General features: G+C 71.1%; 14 protein-coding genes. 9 read left to right on the top strand and 5 right to left on the bottom strand.

The window, feature by feature from the left end:
- Positions 1-12: 12 nt before the first annotated feature.
- Positions 13-240, bottom strand: a complete 228-nt coding sequence (locus LV75_RS27520) for a hypothetical protein (protein WP_092781492.1) — start codon at positions 238-240, stop codon at positions 13-15.
- Between the two features lie 225 nt (positions 241-465).
- On the opposite strand from LV75_RS27520, the gene LV75_RS27515 reads away from it, so the two are divergent.
- From LV75_RS27515 to LV75_RS27500, 4 genes are all read left to right on the top strand, one after another.
- Positions 466-1,788, top strand: coding sequence for a GlnX family signal transduction membrane protein (locus tag LV75_RS27515; protein ID WP_253890037.1), 1,323 nt, complete (start codon positions 466-468; stop codon positions 1,786-1,788).
- Positions 1,789-1,799: 11 nt separating this feature from the next.
- Complete coding sequence (locus LV75_RS27510; RefSeq protein ID WP_253890035.1) at positions 1,800-2,819, top strand: glutamate ABC transporter substrate-binding protein; 1,020 nt, start codon at positions 1,800-1,802, stop codon at positions 2,817-2,819.
- Positions 2,820-3,976: 1,157 nt separating this feature from the next.
- A complete protein-coding gene (locus LV75_RS27505) occupies positions 3,977-6,385 on the top strand; it encodes a serine/threonine-protein kinase (protein ID WP_253890418.1) in 2,409 nt (802 codons plus the stop codon).
- 127 nt (positions 6,386-6,512) lie between these two features.
- Complete coding sequence (locus LV75_RS27500; RefSeq protein ID WP_253890033.1) at positions 6,513-7,562, top strand: RICIN domain-containing protein; 1,050 nt, start codon at positions 6,513-6,515, stop codon at positions 7,560-7,562.
- Here the strand turns inward: LV75_RS27500 and LV75_RS27495 are convergent.
- Genes LV75_RS27495 through LV75_RS27485 form a run of 3 tightly spaced genes read right to left on the bottom strand, consistent with a single transcriptional unit; the run spans position 7,559 to position 10,580 of the window.
- Positions 7,559-8,692 (bottom strand): metallophosphoesterase, encoded by a 1,134-nt coding sequence (locus LV75_RS27495; RefSeq protein WP_253890031.1) that lies wholly within the window; start codon positions 8,690-8,692, stop codon positions 7,559-7,561. The genes LV75_RS27500 and LV75_RS27495 overlap by 4 nt on opposite strands.
- 9 nt (positions 8,693-8,701) lie before the next feature.
- A complete protein-coding gene (locus LV75_RS27490; RefSeq protein ID WP_253890029.1) occupies positions 8,702-9,283 on the bottom strand; it encodes a PaaI family thioesterase in 582 nt (193 codons plus the stop codon).
- Positions 9,284-9,332: 49 nt separating this feature from the next.
- Positions 9,333-10,580 (bottom strand): MFS transporter, encoded by a 1,248-nt coding sequence (locus LV75_RS27485; RefSeq protein WP_253890416.1) that lies wholly within the window; start codon positions 10,578-10,580, stop codon positions 9,333-9,335.
- Between the two features lie 193 nt (positions 10,581-10,773).
- On the opposite strand from LV75_RS27485, the gene LV75_RS27480 reads away from it, so the two are divergent.
- Genes LV75_RS27480 through LV75_RS35155 form a run of 5 tightly spaced genes read left to right on the top strand, consistent with a single transcriptional unit; the run spans position 10,774 to position 13,949 of the window.
- Positions 10,774-11,223 (top strand): PE domain-containing protein, encoded by a 450-nt coding sequence (locus tag LV75_RS27480; RefSeq protein WP_253890027.1) that lies wholly within the window; start codon positions 10,774-10,776, stop codon positions 11,221-11,223.
- Positions 11,223-12,446: a WXG100 family type VII secretion target gene (locus LV75_RS35160; RefSeq protein WP_301319915.1), complete on the top strand. Its 1,224-nt coding sequence runs from the start codon at positions 11,223-11,225 to the stop codon at positions 12,444-12,446. Before LV75_RS27480 ends, LV75_RS35160 begins: the two co-directional genes overlap by 1 nt.
- On the top strand, positions 12,443-12,700 hold the full coding sequence (locus LV75_RS27470) for a hypothetical protein (protein ID WP_253890025.1): 258 nt from the start codon (positions 12,443-12,445) through the stop codon (positions 12,698-12,700). Before LV75_RS35160 ends, LV75_RS27470 begins: the two co-directional genes overlap by 4 nt.
- 47 nt (positions 12,701-12,747) lie before the next feature.
- A complete protein-coding gene (locus LV75_RS27465; RefSeq protein WP_253890444.1) occupies positions 12,748-13,434 on the top strand; it encodes a hypothetical protein in 687 nt (228 codons plus the stop codon).
- Complete coding sequence (locus tag LV75_RS35155; protein WP_308211052.1) at positions 13,431-13,949, top strand: hypothetical protein; 519 nt, start codon at positions 13,431-13,433, stop codon at positions 13,947-13,949. The genes LV75_RS27465 and LV75_RS35155 overlap by 4 nt, the downstream gene beginning before the upstream one ends.
- Positions 13,950-14,500: 551 nt before the next feature.
- Here LV75_RS35155 and LV75_RS27455 read toward each other — a convergent pair.
- Positions 14,501-14,821 (bottom strand): transposase family protein (locus tag LV75_RS27455; protein WP_253888131.1); only part of this gene is annotated, 321 nt, incomplete at its 5' end.

Below are 14,821 nucleotides of genomic sequence, written 5' to 3'. Positions count from 1 at the left end.
GCGCCCGGTTGCCTACCTGCCCGCCACCAGCACCTGGTCGACCACGCCGTTCTTGACGTCGTCGACGAGGTCGCTGAGCTGGCCCAGGCTCATCTGGATGCGCTGGCCGAAGTCGTCGGTGATGACCACGCGGCGTTCCTCCGGCGCGTCCGGGTCGATCCACAGTTCGGGACAGCCGCAGTTGCACTGCCCGCAGAACGTCGCGATGTGCTTCATGCTGTGCTCAGTGTTCCCGTTCATACCAGCCACGGTCCCACCGGGGCAGTCGGCTATCCAGACAGCAACCGAGCGACTACGGCGCGCACAAGTGGGACCCCTCGGTGACCGGCTGTGTCCACCCCGTGATCACGACCTGGTCGCTGTCCTCGCGGACTTGGTGGCTCGGCGCATACCGCTCCACTAAGTTCAAGCCCAAGCGACGACCGGAGCGGAAGGCGGCGGGGACGTGCGGTTGGGTGGTACCCCGTGGTGACGGCCGCGCCGCAGCGGCAGGCCGGTCCGTCGGCCCTGGGGCGGGTGACCCGATCGGCGACCACGACGCCGGGCCGGTTGTCGGTGCTGGCGGTGGCGCTGCTCCTGCTCACCGCGATCACCGGCATCGTGGCCGCGGTGACCGCCCAGGCCAAGCGCGACACCCTCAGCGACCTGGTCGCCCACCGGGAGCCGTTGGCGACCGCGGCGCAGCAGATCTTCCGGTCCCTCTCGGACGCCGACGCGACCGCGGCGAGCGCGTTCCTCTCCGGCGGCGTCGAGCCCGCGACCCTGCGCACCCGCTACGAGTTCGACATCTCCCAGGCCGGTACCGCGCTGGGCAAGGCGTCCTCCGACGTCGGCGGCGACCCGCTGGCCGCCGCGCAGGTCGAGGTCCTCTCCCAGCAGTTGCCCGTCTACTCCGGTCTGATCGAGACCGCGCGCGCCAACAACCGCCAGGGCTACCCGGCCGGTGCGGCGTACCTGCGCGAGGCGTCCGGGCTGATGCGCTCGAAGCTGCTGCCCGCCGCGGAGCAGCTGTACGAGATCAACTACGACCGGTTGCAGCGCGAGCAGGAGTCGGCCAGGTCCGTGCCGTGGGCGCCGATCGCGTTGCTGGCCCTGCTGCTCGCCGCCCTGGTCGCGACCCAGCGCTACCTGACGCACAAGACCAACCGGCTGCTCAACATCGGGCTGCTCGCCGCGACGGCCGCGGTGGTGATCACGCTCATCTGGGGTGTCACGGCGATGCTGGTGCTGTCCAGCCACGTCGGTGACGCCGAGCGCAACGGCGCCCAGCAGGTCGACGTGCTGGTCCAGGCCAGGATCAACTCGCTCAAGTGCCGCGCCGACGAGACGCTGACCCTGGTCGCGCGCGGCGACGGCCCCGGCTACGAGCAGGAGTGGCAGCAGCTGGCCGCCACCATCACCGGCGACGGCGGCGCGAACCTGCTGCGCCAGGCCAAGGACCTCGCCTCGAGCGACGCCATGGCCGGTGAGGTGCAGCTCGCGGTGCAGAACGCCGAGGAGTGGGCCGCCGCGCACCGCAAGATCCGCGAACTCGACGACGGCGGGCAGTACGAGGAGGCCGTGAAGGTCGCCATCGGTGACGCGCCCGACAGCGCCGCCGCCGCGTTCGGCAAGCTCGACAAGAACCTGATCACCGCGCTCAACGCCGGGCGCGACGAGTTCTTCACCCAGACGACGAAGGCGGGCAACGCGCTCACCGGCCTGGTGCCCGGGATCGCCGTGCTCGCCGTCATCGCGGCGGCCGGGATCACCCTCGGCATCCGCGAGCGCTTGCGGGAGTACCGATGAGCTCTGCTCCGATGAGGCCAGCACCGATGGGGCTTGTGCCCAGGACCGGCCGCGCTGTGCGGGGTGTGCTGCTCGCCGTCGTGCTCGCCTGCGCCGCCACCGCCTGCTCCGCCGCGGGCAGGCCGGTCGACCTGGCCACGGTGTCCAGTGTGGACCGCCCGCAGCCGGTCGGCGTCGAGGTGAACCCGGCGACCACCACCGGCGCGGCCACCCAGGTCCCGCCGTGCGATCCGACCGCGAGCCTGCGGCCTGCGAACAACCTCCCGCAGCCGGGGAACATGCCCGCCGGGTCGACCATGCGCGCCATCCTCGACCGGGGGCGGCTCATCGCGGGCGTCGACCAGAACACCTTCCTGTTCGGCTTCCGCAATCCGACCAGCAACGCGCTGGAGGGCTTCGACATCGACCGGGTGCGCGACGTGGCCGCCGCCATCTTCGGCGACCCGAACAAGGTGCAGTACAAGGTGATCACCTCCGCCGAGCGCATCGACGCGCTCAAGAACGGCGAGGTCGACATCGTGGTCCGGACCATGACGGCCACCTGCGGGCGCTGGGTCGACATCAACTTCTCCGCCACCTACTACGTCGCGGGTCAGCGGGTGCTGGTCGACCGCGCCTCGCAGATCACCGGCATCGACCAGCTGGGCGGCAAGCGGGTCTGCGCGACCAAGGGCTCCACCTCGATCGCCCGGCTGCGCCAATCGCCAGCGCCACCGGAGATCGTCGCGGTCGACAACTGGTCGGACTGCCTGGTGATGCTGCAGCAGGCCCAGGTCGCCGCCGTCTCCACCGACGACACGATCCTGGCCGGGATGGTCGCCCAGGACCCGAACGTGAAGATGGTCGGCCCCCGGTTCACCGAGGAGCCCTACGGCATCGGCATCCCCAAGCAGTACGAGGACATGGTGCGCTTCGTCAACGGCGTGCTGGAGCGCTCGATCACCAACGGCTCCTGGGTGACCAGCTACAACAAGTGGTTGGCGCAGGCGGGCGAGCGCGCCGCGCCGCCAGTGGGCAAGTACCGGGACTGAGCGGAGGTGCCCCGATGACGCACAGGACCCCACCGGGTGAGCCGGGGCCGACCCCGAAACCGGCCCGCTGGAACTTCGACTCCCCGCCACCGCGCGAGGACACCGCGCCGGCCCCCTCGGGCTCGGACAGCACCGGCTTGGACGGCACGGGCTCGAACAGCTCCGGTTTGGGCAACGCAGGCTTGAACAGCACCGGCTTGAACGACGCAGGCTTGGACAACACGGACTTGGGCGACTCGGGCCAGAACAGCGTGGACCACAACAACTCGGGCACCGACATCGCGCCGCTGGACGACCCGGCACCCCCGACCCAGGTAGTCCGACCGCCGTCACCGCCGCAGGTGCCCACACCGGTCTGGCAGGCGCCTGCGGAGGTGGTGGCCACCGGCCAACTGGTGCCCCTGACCCAGTCGCCGCCCGTTCTGCCGCACGACGAACCCGCGCCGCAGCCACCCGCCCCGCCCGCGTCAACACCAGAGCCTTTGGCGACGTCGCAGCCAGCGACATCAGAGCCGTTCACGCCGCCCCTGGCAACATCGCAGGCGGCCACACCGGAGCCTTTCGCGCCACAGCCGTCGACGTCGCAGCCGTCGACACAGGAGCCGTTCACGCCGCCACCGGTGCCGCCGCCGTCCACACCAGAGCACTTCGCGCCGCAGTCGGCGACGTCGCAGCCATCGACACCAGGGCCGTTCACGCCGCCGCTGGCAACATCGCAGGCGGCCACACCGGAGCCCTTCGCGTCGCAGCTGTCGACGCCGGAACCGTTTGTGCCGCAGTCGTCGCCACCGTTGGCATCCACACAGGAGCCATTCGCGCCGCCACCGCAGCCGGAGCAGGCGCCAGCGCAGCAGGCTTTCCAGCCGCCCCCGGAGAACTCGCAGCCGTGGCAGCCGCAGTCGGGGCGTCCACAACCGACTCCCCGCCCGCGCGGACCGCGGCAGTCCCAAGCCGCCCCGCCCCCGGCGCAAGGCCCGCACCCCGGCCAGGTCCCGTTCCCGGGGCAGGCCAACACCGGCCCGCGGCGGCGGCCACCCGGCAGGCACGCGGCACCCGGCGTCGGCCAGTCCAGCGGTCCGCACCCGTTCGCCCCCACCGGTCGCCAGTCCAGCGGCCCGCACCCGTTCCCGCCCGCCCGTCCGCCGCAACCGCCTGGCCTGCGCTCCGGTCCGCTCCCGGTGCCGCCGGGTTCGCGCTCCGGCCAGCACCCGGTGCTGCCCCCGCCGCCCGGCGTCCACACCGGACAGTTCCCGCGCCAGCCCGCCCCCCGGCCGGTCCCGGACACCAGCGCGGCGGACGTCACCGACCGGCACTCCATCCCGGCTGAAGGCGAACCGAGCCCGTTCGCGCCGCCGGACGAGACGCCGATGACCAGCGTGCTGGCCGAGACCACGCTCACCCAGAGCATCGTGCCGCCCAAGCCGGAGGACGAGGACGAGCAGCCCAAGACCGAGCTGCTGACCCGCACCGACAGCGGCTCGCACCCGTTCCCCGGCACCGGTCGGCGCACCGGGTCGCGGGCCTCCGGGCGCGGCAGGCTCGGCGCCGGGCTGGTCGAGGTGCCGGTCGTGCCGGTGAAGGACCCGGCGAGCGCGGTGCTGGAAAACCCGGTCGTCGCGGAGAACAAGCGGTTCTGCACCAACTGCGGCGCCGAGGTCGGCCGCGGCGCCGACGGTGTGCCCGGCGCGGCGGAGGGCGCCTGCCCGACCTGCGGGCAGGACTTCAACTTCCGGCCCCGCCTCTTCCGCGGCGACCTCGTCGGCGGTCAGTACCAGGTGCTCGGCAGCATCGCCTACGGCGGCCTCGGCTGGATCTACCTGGCCAAGGACCACAACGTCAGCGACCGCTGGGTGGTGCTCAAGGGCATGATCGACACCGGCGACGAGACCTCGATGGCCTCGGTGGTTGCCGAGCGCCGGTTCCTCGCCGAGGTCGAGCACCCGAACGTCGTCAAGATCTACAACTTCGTCGAGCACCCGGACCCCAAGACCGGGTCGATGGTCGGCTACATCGTGATGGAGTACGTCGGCGGCCAGTCGCTGCGCCAGCTCGCCCTGGAGCACCACCGGCAGACCGGTCGGGCCGAGCCGCTGCCGATCGGCCAGGTGATCGCCTACGCGCTGGAGATCCTGCCCGCCATCGGCTACCTGCACAGCATCGACATGCTGTACTGCGACCTCAAGCCGGACAACGTGATCCAGGCGGGCGAGCAGCTCAAGCTCATCGACCTCGGCGCGGTCCGCAAGACCGACGACTACGAGAGCCCGCTGTTCTTCACCGCGGGTTACGCAGCGCCGGAACTGGCCGCCGAGGGCGCCACGATCGCCTCCGACATCTACACCGTCGGCCGCACCCTCGCCGTGCTGTCCATCGAGTTCGCCGGCTACACCACCCGCTACAAGCACACCCTGCCCGGCCCGGACGTCGAGCCGCTGTTCAAGCTGTTCGGCAGCTACTACCGGGTGCTGCGCCGGGCCACGCACGCCGACCCGGCCCGCCGGTTCACCTCCGCCGAGGAGATGGCCGACCAGCTGACCGGGGTGCTGCGCGAGGTCATGGCGCTGGGCAGCGGGAAACCGCGCCCCGGACTGTCCACTGTGTTCGGTCTGGAGACCAGGACCTTCGGCGCCTCCGACGCGCTGCCGGTGCCCGACCCGACCGAGGTCGCCACCGTGCTGCCGCTGCCCCTCGTCGACACCGACGACCCGGCCGCCGCCGTGCTCGCGAGCATCACCGCGACCGAGCCAGCCGAACTCATCGCCGCGCTCACCAGCGCCCCGCGCGACTCCATCGAGGTCCGGCTGCGCCTGGTGAAGGCCCGCCTCGACCAGGGCGACCTGCGCGCGGCCGCCGCCGAGCTGGACACCGCCCGGCGGATGGCGAACAACCCGGCCGACTGGCGGCCCGACTGGTTCCACGGCCTGCTGGCGCTGGCCAACAACGCCCCGAAGGCCGCGCGCGAGGCGTTCGGCCGGGTGTACGACGCGGTGCCCGGCGAGATCGCGCCCAAGCTGGCGCTGGCGGTCAGCGCCGAGCTCGCGGGCGACAGCTTCGGCGCGTCGCGGTTCTACGAGCTGGTCTGGCGCACCGACCACTCCTTCGTGAGCGCCGCCTTCGGCCTGGCCAGGGTGTACCTGGCGCAGGGCGGCCGGGCGGGCGCGATCGAGGTGCTGGAGGCCGTCCCGGACACCTCCAGCCACCACGTCGCCGCCCAGGTCGCCGCGATCAAGGTGAAGGCCCGCGGCCACGAGGTGGAGCGCGTGGTCGAGCACGAGCTGCACGACGCCGCCAAGCGGTTGGAGCGCCTGGCGCTCGACGCCGAGCGCCGCACGCGCCTGTCCGCCGAGGTCCTGGAGGCCGCGTACGGGTGGGTGAAGGCGGGCAAGCCGGGGGCGAACCCGACCAACGCGCAGCGCACGGTCCTCGGCTGCGAACTGTCCGAACGGGAGCTGCGCTTCGGCCTCGAACGCTGCTACCGGGCCCTCGCGCGGTTGGCGAGCTCGCCGGAGCAGCGGCATGCCTTGGTGGACAAGGCAAACGCCATCCGCCCGCGAACCCTCACCTGATTCACCCCGCAGGGCGCGACTGTAGCTAGAAGAGGTGGTTCAGCGACCCGTACCGGGGATTGCTGGTCCGTCGGAACGCGCCCACGATCGGAAGTCTCCACAGGGGACAACCGAAAGCGGGTCGGCGATGCGAAGACTGGCGATCACCGCGGTGCTCTGCTTGGTGGCGGCGACCGCGCCGGTGCGAGCGGCGGAGGCCGTCCCGGCGGGCTGCGCGTCCCCCGGTTCGGTCAACTGCCTGCAGATCACCAGCGCCGCCTTCCCCGGCGGCCTCGACATCGAGGACCCCGGCGACCCGCACGCGTACCTGCAGTTCTTCTCGACACTGGGCGACCGCTCGTTCTGGAAGCTGGAGCAGAACCCCGACTTCACCTTCCGGGTCCGCAACCTGGCCAGCGGCAACTGCGTCGACGTGTGGTGGACCAACAGCTACCTCGACCAGTGGGAGTGCGTCGGCCAGTCCAGCCAGCGCTGGCACCTGGTGCCCTTCGCCAACGACTTCTCCAGCTTCTACCTCAAGCAGGAGGACACCGGCTACTGCTGGACCCTCGACAGCGAGGGGTACGTCTACGTCGACGACTGCGAGACGGGCAACGCCCGCCAGTCCTTCAAGCTCGGCGTCAACAGCAACCTCCCCGGTACCAAGACATCGGCCATCAAGTACGCCATGGCCGCGTGCGACAAGAACCCGCAGACGTGCGGTTGGAAAGAGGACAAGACCAAGTACCCGGCCCACCTGGCCCCGGTCGCCTGCGTCAGCCAGCTGGTGAAGAACGGGACGCCGAACAACGCCACGTACGCGCGCGCCTGGAACCAGACCGTCGGCTGGTCGAACACCGTCGGCGGCAGCGTCACCGTCTCGGTCCAGGTCGGGGTCGACCTGGGCATCAAGGCGCAGGTGACGACCCAGATCCAGGCCAACTACGCGCACAGCTGGATCGGCTCGGAGGCGGTGACCGACACCGTCACCATCACCCTCGCGCCGGGCGAGTACGGCTGGGTGACCCGGGCGGCGCTGGTCAAGAAGGTCACCGGCACCTGGACGCTGGACATCGGCGGGCAGAGCTGGACGCAGAAGGCCACCATCGTCATCCCCGCCAAGGACGGCACGGACTCCAAGCTGAGCTCGATCGTGCTCAAGGCGGGCAAGACCCCGCCGACGGACTGCGGCGGCTAGTCGGCGGCCAGTTCGATCACGGAGATGTCGGGGGCGGCCCCGACGCGCACCGGTGGGCCCCAGGTGCCGACGCCGTTGGTGACGTAGAGCCATGTTTTGTCCACTTTGGACAGGCCGGACACCGCGGGCTGGGCCGCCCGCACGACGTAGTGGAACGGCCACAGCTGCCCGCCGTGGGTGTGGCCGGACAGCTGGAGGTCCACGCCGAGGGTGGCGGCCTTCTCGGCCTGGACCGGCTGGTGGGCGAGCAGGACGGTGGTGCCGACCCGACCGGTCAGCGCGCGCTCCATGTCCGGGCCGTCGTCGAAGTTCTTGCCGGTCACGTCGGTGACACCGGCGAGGGTGAGCCGGTCCAACCCGTGCACGATCTTGGTGTTCTCGTTGTGCAGGTAGTGCAACCCGAGCCGCTCCAGCTCGGTCACCCAGGGCTGGTAGCCGGAGTAGTACTCGTGGTTGCCGGTGACGAAATAGGTCGGCGCCACCAGGTCACCCAGGGGCGCCGCGGCGTGGCCGAGTTCGGCGACCGTGCCGTCGGCGAGGTCGCCGACCATGGCGACCAGGTCCGGCCGGGTCTCGTTGAGCATCCGCACGATCTGCTCGGTGTGCGAGCGGCCGAGCAGCGGTCCCAGGTGGATGTCGCTGACCACCGCGATCCGCATGCCGCGCAAGCCAGGCGCAAGCCTGCCGATCGGCACCGACACCCGCTTCACCGTGGGCGGTCCGAGCGCCGACACCGCGCCCGCCCCGACGACGCTGCCCGCCGTGGCCACCGCGACCACACCGGCGGCGCGCGACAGGAACAGCCGCCTGCTCTCGTCGACCTCGCCCGACTCCGCCGGTCGCGTCCACCGCCGCAGCGCGAGCCGGGGCAGTTCGAGCGCGGCCAGCACCAGCAGCAGGTAGAAGAACAGCGCCAGCCACAGGTAACCCGGCCAGGCGAACCACTTGGCGATCTCCACCCCGACGAACCGGGGCAGCACCAGGGCCGCGACCGCGAGCCCGGCGAACACCGCCAGCACGATCGTGGCGACCCGCCTGGCCCGCGCGGACGTGGTCGTGTCCCGCACCAGCCGTTTCCACAGGTACAGGTGCAGGGCGAGCACACCCAGCCCCACCGCGACCATGAACATGCGGCCAGCCTACGGATTCAGCTCCACCGGCCGTGAGCCGAGGAGGCTGGGGTCCGCCGCGACCGCCCGCAGGTCCTCCGTGCGCCCGTTGTCGAGGAAGTGCTGGATCTCCACCAGCACGAACAGCGCCCGCGCCCGGACCGCCACCGGCCCGTCCTCGGCGTCGATGCGCCCCTCGGCGCTGACGTAGACCTTGCGCCCGGCCACCCCGTCCAGGTGCGCGTCGATCACCAGCGTCGTGCCGACCGGCACCGGCCGCACGAAGTCGGTTTCCAGCCGCCCGGTGACCGCCGGTCGCCGCAGCAGGTTCCCGACCGTTGTGCCCAGCGCCTCGTCGAACGCGCAGGCCAGCAGCCCGCCGTGGGCGAGCCCGGGAGCGCCCTGGTGCGCCTCGGTGACGGTGAACCTGGACCGGATGTGGTGGCCGTCCCCGACCTGCGCCCGCAGGTGCAGCCCGTCCTCTTGGCGGTCGCCGCACCCGAAGCAGTACGCGTAGTGCGGCGGCAGGTCCGTCCCCGGCTCGGGGGTGTCCTCGTGGCGCCCCGGCAACTCGGTCTCGACCGGCGGCCAGGCCTCAGCGGTACGGCTCATTACCGAAGAGTAAGCAACCGCACCGCTGTGGCCGCGCACACGCCCCCGCTCAGCCGACCGGGGCTTTGACCTCGCGCAACGACTTGCCCGCCGTCTCCGGGAGCAGGTAGATCGGGATGGCCGCGATGGCCGCTGCGCCCATCAGGTAGTAGGCCGGGACCAGTTGGTCGCCGGTGCTGTCCACCAGTTTCGTCACGACGTAGGGTGCGGTGCCCGCGAACAGGGCGGTCGACAGGTTGTAGCCGATGGCGAACGCGCCGTAGCGGACCTCGGTGGGGAACATCGCCGGGAGGACCGAGGGGATCGTGGCGAGCAGGAACGTCAGCGGCAGCGCGATCAGGGCCAGCCCGAGCACCAGCGCCGCCGTGCTGCCCTGGTCCATCAGCGTGAACGCCGGGATCGGCAGCACCAGGAAACCCGCGCACGCCGCGTAGAGGAACGGTTTGCGGCCGACCCGGTCGGTCAGCGCGCCGACCGGGCCCACCAGCGCCATCATGCCGACGATCACCGCGATGACCACCAGCAGCGGGGTGCGGCCGGTCAGCCCGAGCGGGCCGGTCAGGTAGCTCTCGATGTAGGTCAGCACGATGTAGTCGGCGATGTTGAGCAGGACGATGTAGCCGATGAGGTGCAGGATCGGCCGCCACTGGGTGCGCAGGACGGTCTTGAGCGGCGACGCCTCGACCCCGTGCCGCGCGGCCAGTTCGGTGAACAGCGGCGTGTCCTCGAGCCGGGTCCGCAGGTACAACCCGACCAACCCGAGTGGACCGGCGAGCAGGAACGGCACGCGCCAACCCCACTCCGCCATGGCCTCGTCGCCCAGCACGATCGTCGTTGTCGTGACCACGCCAGCGCCGAGCAGGTATCCGCCGAGCGAGCCGAACTCCAGCCAGCTGCCCAGGAAGCCGCGGCGCCGGTCCGGGGCGTACTCGGCGATGAACGTGGCCGCGCCGCCGTACTCGCCGCCCGCCGAGAAACCCTGGACGAGCCGGGCGAGCAAGACCAGGATGGGGGTCAGCACACCGGCCGTCTGGTACGAGGGGAACAGTCCGATCGCGAACGTCGACCCGGACATCAGCACGATCGTCGCGGCCAGCACCCGTTGCCTGCCGACGCGGTCACCGAGCGGGCCGAACACGAACCCGCCGAACGGCCGGGCGACGAACGCCACCGCCAGCACCGCGAAGGTCCCCAGCACGTTCTCCGTCGGCGTCGCCGCGTCGAAGAACACCGCGCCGAGGATGGCGGGCATGAAGCCGAAGACGCCGAAGTCGTACCACTCGATGCAGTTGCCCATCGCCGAAGCGGCAACCGCCCGCCGGACCGGTTTGGTGTCTAATTCACTCACCCGGGGAGGGTAACGTCGCTTATCCACCTACGCCGGTTGTCCCGGTGCGCGCCGGACGTGCCCAGTTGTGCACAACGGCGGGGTGGGGGTGGAACGCGGGTTCGCCGTCGGTCACGCTGGTGCTGGGAAGGTGGGAGCGAAGATGACGTGGGTTCACAACGCGCGCGAGGCCGAGGCCCTGCGCGCCAGGCACAAGCCGGTCCAGCACCTCGAAGCGGTGCCCGAGGTGGTCGCCGGGCCGCGCGGTGACTTCACGGTCACCGGTGGCGGCGACGTCGTCGAGGTCGACTACGCCGCGCTCGAGGCGGCCGACCGCGAACTCGCCGGACTGCACGACGACCTCATCCGCCAGCTGCGCGCCGCCGAGGACCTCGGTGACCCGCTCGCCGCCGGGGCGGGCCCCGTCGCCGCCGCGATGTCGCGCTCGTTCCTCGGCCGCGCGGACACCACCGACGGCGTGCGCGCCGTGCTCGCCAACTACATCGAGGAGCTGGCCGAGGTGCGGGCCACCATCCGGGCGAGCCTGGTCGCCTACCGCAGCGTCGACGAACACGCCGAGTCCGCGATCCGCCACGCCGGGGGTGCTCTCTGATGGCCGGTCACCGCGCGTACTCCGACGTGCACAAGCCCACCGCGGCCCAGCGGCGCGAGGCGGCCGAGCACAAGCAGGGGCGCAAGCACAACAAGGAGCTCGACGACCTGCGCCAGATCAACTGGGAGCACTACGACCACGCGACGCTCTACGACATGGTCATGAAGGCCCGGCCCGGGCAGCTCGCGGGTCGGGCTCAGCAGTGGTCGGAGCTGTCGAAGGAGATCGCGGGCACGACGGGGCGGGTCCAGAGCATCCTGCAGGGCCTGCTGAGCACCTGGCGCGGTCCGGCGGCGAAGAGCGCGGGGGAGTCGAACACGCGGCTGACCCAGTGGGCGGGCGAGGCGGCGCACACGACCGACCGCATCGGTGAGGGCCTGTCGAACTTCGCCGAAGCCGTTGTCGGCGCGCAGAAGCACATGCCGGAGCCGGTGTTCTACTACGCGCAGCGGCATTTTGAGGCGGGCTACGACGTCAAGGTCGACCGCGACCCCAGCGACGCCGTACTGCTCAAGAACCTCACCGACGACCACCAGCCCAAGGCGGCCGAACACGCTGAGGCGCGGGCGAAGGCGGTCCAGGTGATGAAGACCTTCGCCGCCGAGAGCCACGACGTCCGGTCCTCGCTGCCGGACTACCCCGCCACGGCACCGGCGCCACGACCCGGCGGTGTGGACGTCCCCTCGGTCACCTACACGCCGATGCCCGAGCACAAGACGTGGCCGCCCACCGAGCGACCCGCTCCGGTGCCGCCCGCCGCCCCGCTTCCCCCTGGTACCAACAACAACGGCACCGAGGTCGCCGGGTACCCCACTGGCACCCCGTCGACGGGAACCACTTACGGCCCCGGCCAGGGTTCGACCGGGTACGGCACGACCGGCTATGGCCCGAGCGGCGGTCAGTACGGCGGTGGCTCCAGCGGGGCTCACGGCGGCGGTTTCGGACCTGGCGGCGGTTTTGGGCCCGGTGCTGGGGCTCGCACCGGTAGCGACGCCCTTCCCCGCGGCGGTGCCCTGTCCGGCTCCGGCGGGGTCGCCGGTCGCCCCGGCGTCATCCCCGAAGGCACTTCAGGCCGCCCTGGCGCCGCTGGGGGCATGTACCCCGGCATGGGCGGTGCCGCTGCCCCCGGCGAGGAAGACGCCGAACACAAGAACCGCTACATCGAAGGCCTGGACCTCTTCGACGACCTCCCACCCGCCTACCCCCCAGTCTTCGGCGCATGACCGGCTACACAGTCGACCCAGCCGCCCTGGAAGCTGCAGCCGCAGTCCTCCGCTCCGCCATTCCCGACGTCCAGTTGGCGGAGGTCGACGCGGGCCCAGGCAGGGTGAACACGGCCGTAGCCGCCTTCACCGCCCACGCCCAGACGACGCTGAACACGGTGACCGCCAACCTGGACGCCGCCGCCACCACGGTCACCACCACGCGAAACACTTACCTGGAAACCGAAACCGACACCGCTTGGCGACTCCGGTGACTTACCCTGGTCTCGGGTTCAACCCGGCTGCGGGAGATGCGGAGGGTGTGGCCGATCTCGCGCGCGGCTATGTCGCTGCTGCGGAAGCGTTGTTGCAGGCCGAGTCTGCGGTTGTCCGTGGCCGTGAGCTGACGGCCGGGTGGTCGGGTGCCGCGGCCGAGGGGTTCGCGGATCGCTTGCAGCACATCGACCCGACCGACCGCGTGGCCGCCCTGCGCCAGGCCGCGACTGTCCTCAGTGGATGGGCCAACACCATCGCCACGGCCAAGGCCACCGCCGACCGCCTCGACCGCGACGCGACCGCCCTGCGCCGCCAGATCACCACCACAGCCGACGACGTCGATCGCTGGCGCGACGAGGTCGACCTGACCCGGTCACCGCACGCCGCCGTCCAGCACGCCGCGGCGGAGGCGGCGCTGGCGGAGTTGGGGGACCGCTTGGAAGCCGTGCTCCGCGAGGCCCGCACCCTGGCCGCCGACCACGAACACGCCGCCACCGCGGTCGCCGACGAACTGGATTCCCTCCGTGGCAACCCAACCGAGGCACCAGTGCCCATGAAGACCATCGCCGCCCTCCTACACCGGATGTCCACCACCTCCGCCGCCATGGCCACCCTGGTCGTGACCCCCACCGCCCCCGCCCCACGAGCGACCGCCCTCGCCGCCTTCACCACCGCGCTCGCCACACCCCCCACTCCCACCACGTGGATCACCGTCCCCGAGCACACCCGGTGAAACTAGCGGCCGTCGAGGGAATCACCCCGGTATCGCTGGCCTCCCCAGCCCACACCGCGGCCGACCTCCTCGCGCTCATGACCGCCACCCGGGGCCCCGACTCCCACCACGACCCCGGCCTCGCCCAGTCCGCCGAGGAAGCCGCCACCCTGGCCCACACCAGCGGCGCGGGCCTGGTAGCCACCGTCACCCACCCAGCCGCCGACCCCGCCATCCTCACCGCCGTGGTGTCCACAACGGACTCCCCCCACGGCTCCACGACCGCGGCCGACCTCTGCGCCCAACTGGGTCAGGACGACATCCAAGACATCACCGAGTCCCGCACCGAAACCGGCTACCCCGTGGTCATCGCCGAACGAATCTCCACCACCCCCGGGTGCCAACTCCAAGCCATAGTCCTAGACCCCGGCACCCGCCGACTGGCCATCTTCACCCTGCACTCACCAACCGGCCGAGGCTGGTGGGAACTGGCCGGACTCCTCGGCCAACTAGTAACCACAGTCGAGTTCCCCTGACCCGGACACTAGGACCCTGCGGTGCCAGCCCGCCCCCCGTCAGGTCCGCCCCAGCCCACCTGCTCAGCCCTGGACTCTCTGAACGGCCGGTGTCAGCCCAGCCCGCTCTCGTCGGCCCTGCCAGCTCAGCGCCTGGACAGTCGGATCCGTCGGTGCCAACTGGCCCCCCGTCAGGTCCGCCCCAACCCACCTAGCCAGCACCTGGACAGTCGGACTCGCTGGTGCCAAATGCTCGATGGGGTGGACCTGTTTTGTGTGGGGGGGCGGCACCCGTAGCGTTTCCTCGCGGCAGGGCCATTCTTTTCGGCCCCTGCTTTGCGGTTCTGCCACGGGTGTCGTAGGGGCCCCGCGCAAAACAGGTCCACCCCATCGAGCAAAGCTCGAAAATCGCGGATCGGGCGCCGAGGTTGCCGCTAGGCAACGAGGCGTCCGACCCGGGTCGCGATGCCGCAGGCGAGCCGACCCGAAGCCACCGAACCCCTTCCCCCGCACTCCCAACCACGGCCTACATCAAGATCAACCTGATCGAAAGCCCCCAAATACACAGAGGGTTATTCAGAGCGTGCGTAGAAGTAGAGTCCGATGACTGCTGTGATGGTGGCGGTGAAGGTGTTGAACGGGCGCCGGTAGTCGGTGTGGAGTATCCGCCAGGTTTTGAGGTGGGCGATGGCGCGTTCGACGGCGACGCGGATCTTGTTGTGTTGGAAGTTGTATTCTTTCTGCCATCGGGGTTGTTCGCGTTTGCGTGGTTTGCGGAACGGGGTGATCATGTCGCTGCCGATGTAGCCTTTGTCGGCGAGCCAGGAGGTGGTGTCCCGGCCCTGCAGGATGCCTGATTTCCTGAGGCAGTGAATGTCGTGGTGGCGACCCTC

The sequence above is a fragment of the Actinokineospora diospyrosa genome (genome assembly GCF_024171925.1).
In the GTDB taxonomy this organism is placed as follows: domain Bacteria; phylum Actinomycetota; class Actinomycetes; order Mycobacteriales; family Pseudonocardiaceae; genus Actinokineospora; species Actinokineospora diospyrosa.
Note: the sequence above shows the minus strand (reverse complement) of the source record. Positions and strands in the feature narration are given on the sequence as shown.

Bases quoted from the DNA above. Each gene is read 5' to 3' on its own strand.
- LV75_RS27520 (WP_092781492.1), bottom strand. From the start codon at position 240: ATGAACGGGAACACTGAGCACAGCATGAAGCACATCGCGACGTTCTGC.
- LV75_RS27510 (WP_253890035.1), top strand. From the start codon at position 1,800: ATGAGGCCAGCACCGATGGGGCTTGTGCCCAGGACCGGCCGCGCTGTG.
- LV75_RS27500 (WP_253890033.1), top strand. From the start codon at position 6,513: ATGCGAAGACTGGCGATCACCGCGGTGCTCTGCTTGGTGGCGGCGACC.
- LV75_RS27495 (WP_253890031.1), bottom strand. From the start codon at position 8,692: ATGTTCATGGTCGCGGTGGGGCTGGGTGTGCTCGCCCTGCACCTGTAC.
- LV75_RS27490 (WP_253890029.1), bottom strand. From the start codon at position 9,283: ATGAGCCGTACCGCTGAGGCCTGGCCGCCGGTCGAGACCGAGTTGCCG.
- LV75_RS27485 (WP_253890416.1), bottom strand. From the start codon at position 10,580: ATGGGCAACTGCATCGAGTGGTACGACTTCGGCGTCTTCGGCTTCATG.
- LV75_RS27480 (WP_253890027.1), top strand. From the start codon at position 10,774: ATGACGTGGGTTCACAACGCGCGCGAGGCCGAGGCCCTGCGCGCCAGG.
- LV75_RS35160 (WP_301319915.1), top strand. From the start codon at position 11,223: ATGGCCGGTCACCGCGCGTACTCCGACGTGCACAAGCCCACCGCGGCC.
- LV75_RS27470 (WP_253890025.1), top strand. From the start codon at position 12,443: ATGACCGGCTACACAGTCGACCCAGCCGCCCTGGAAGCTGCAGCCGCA.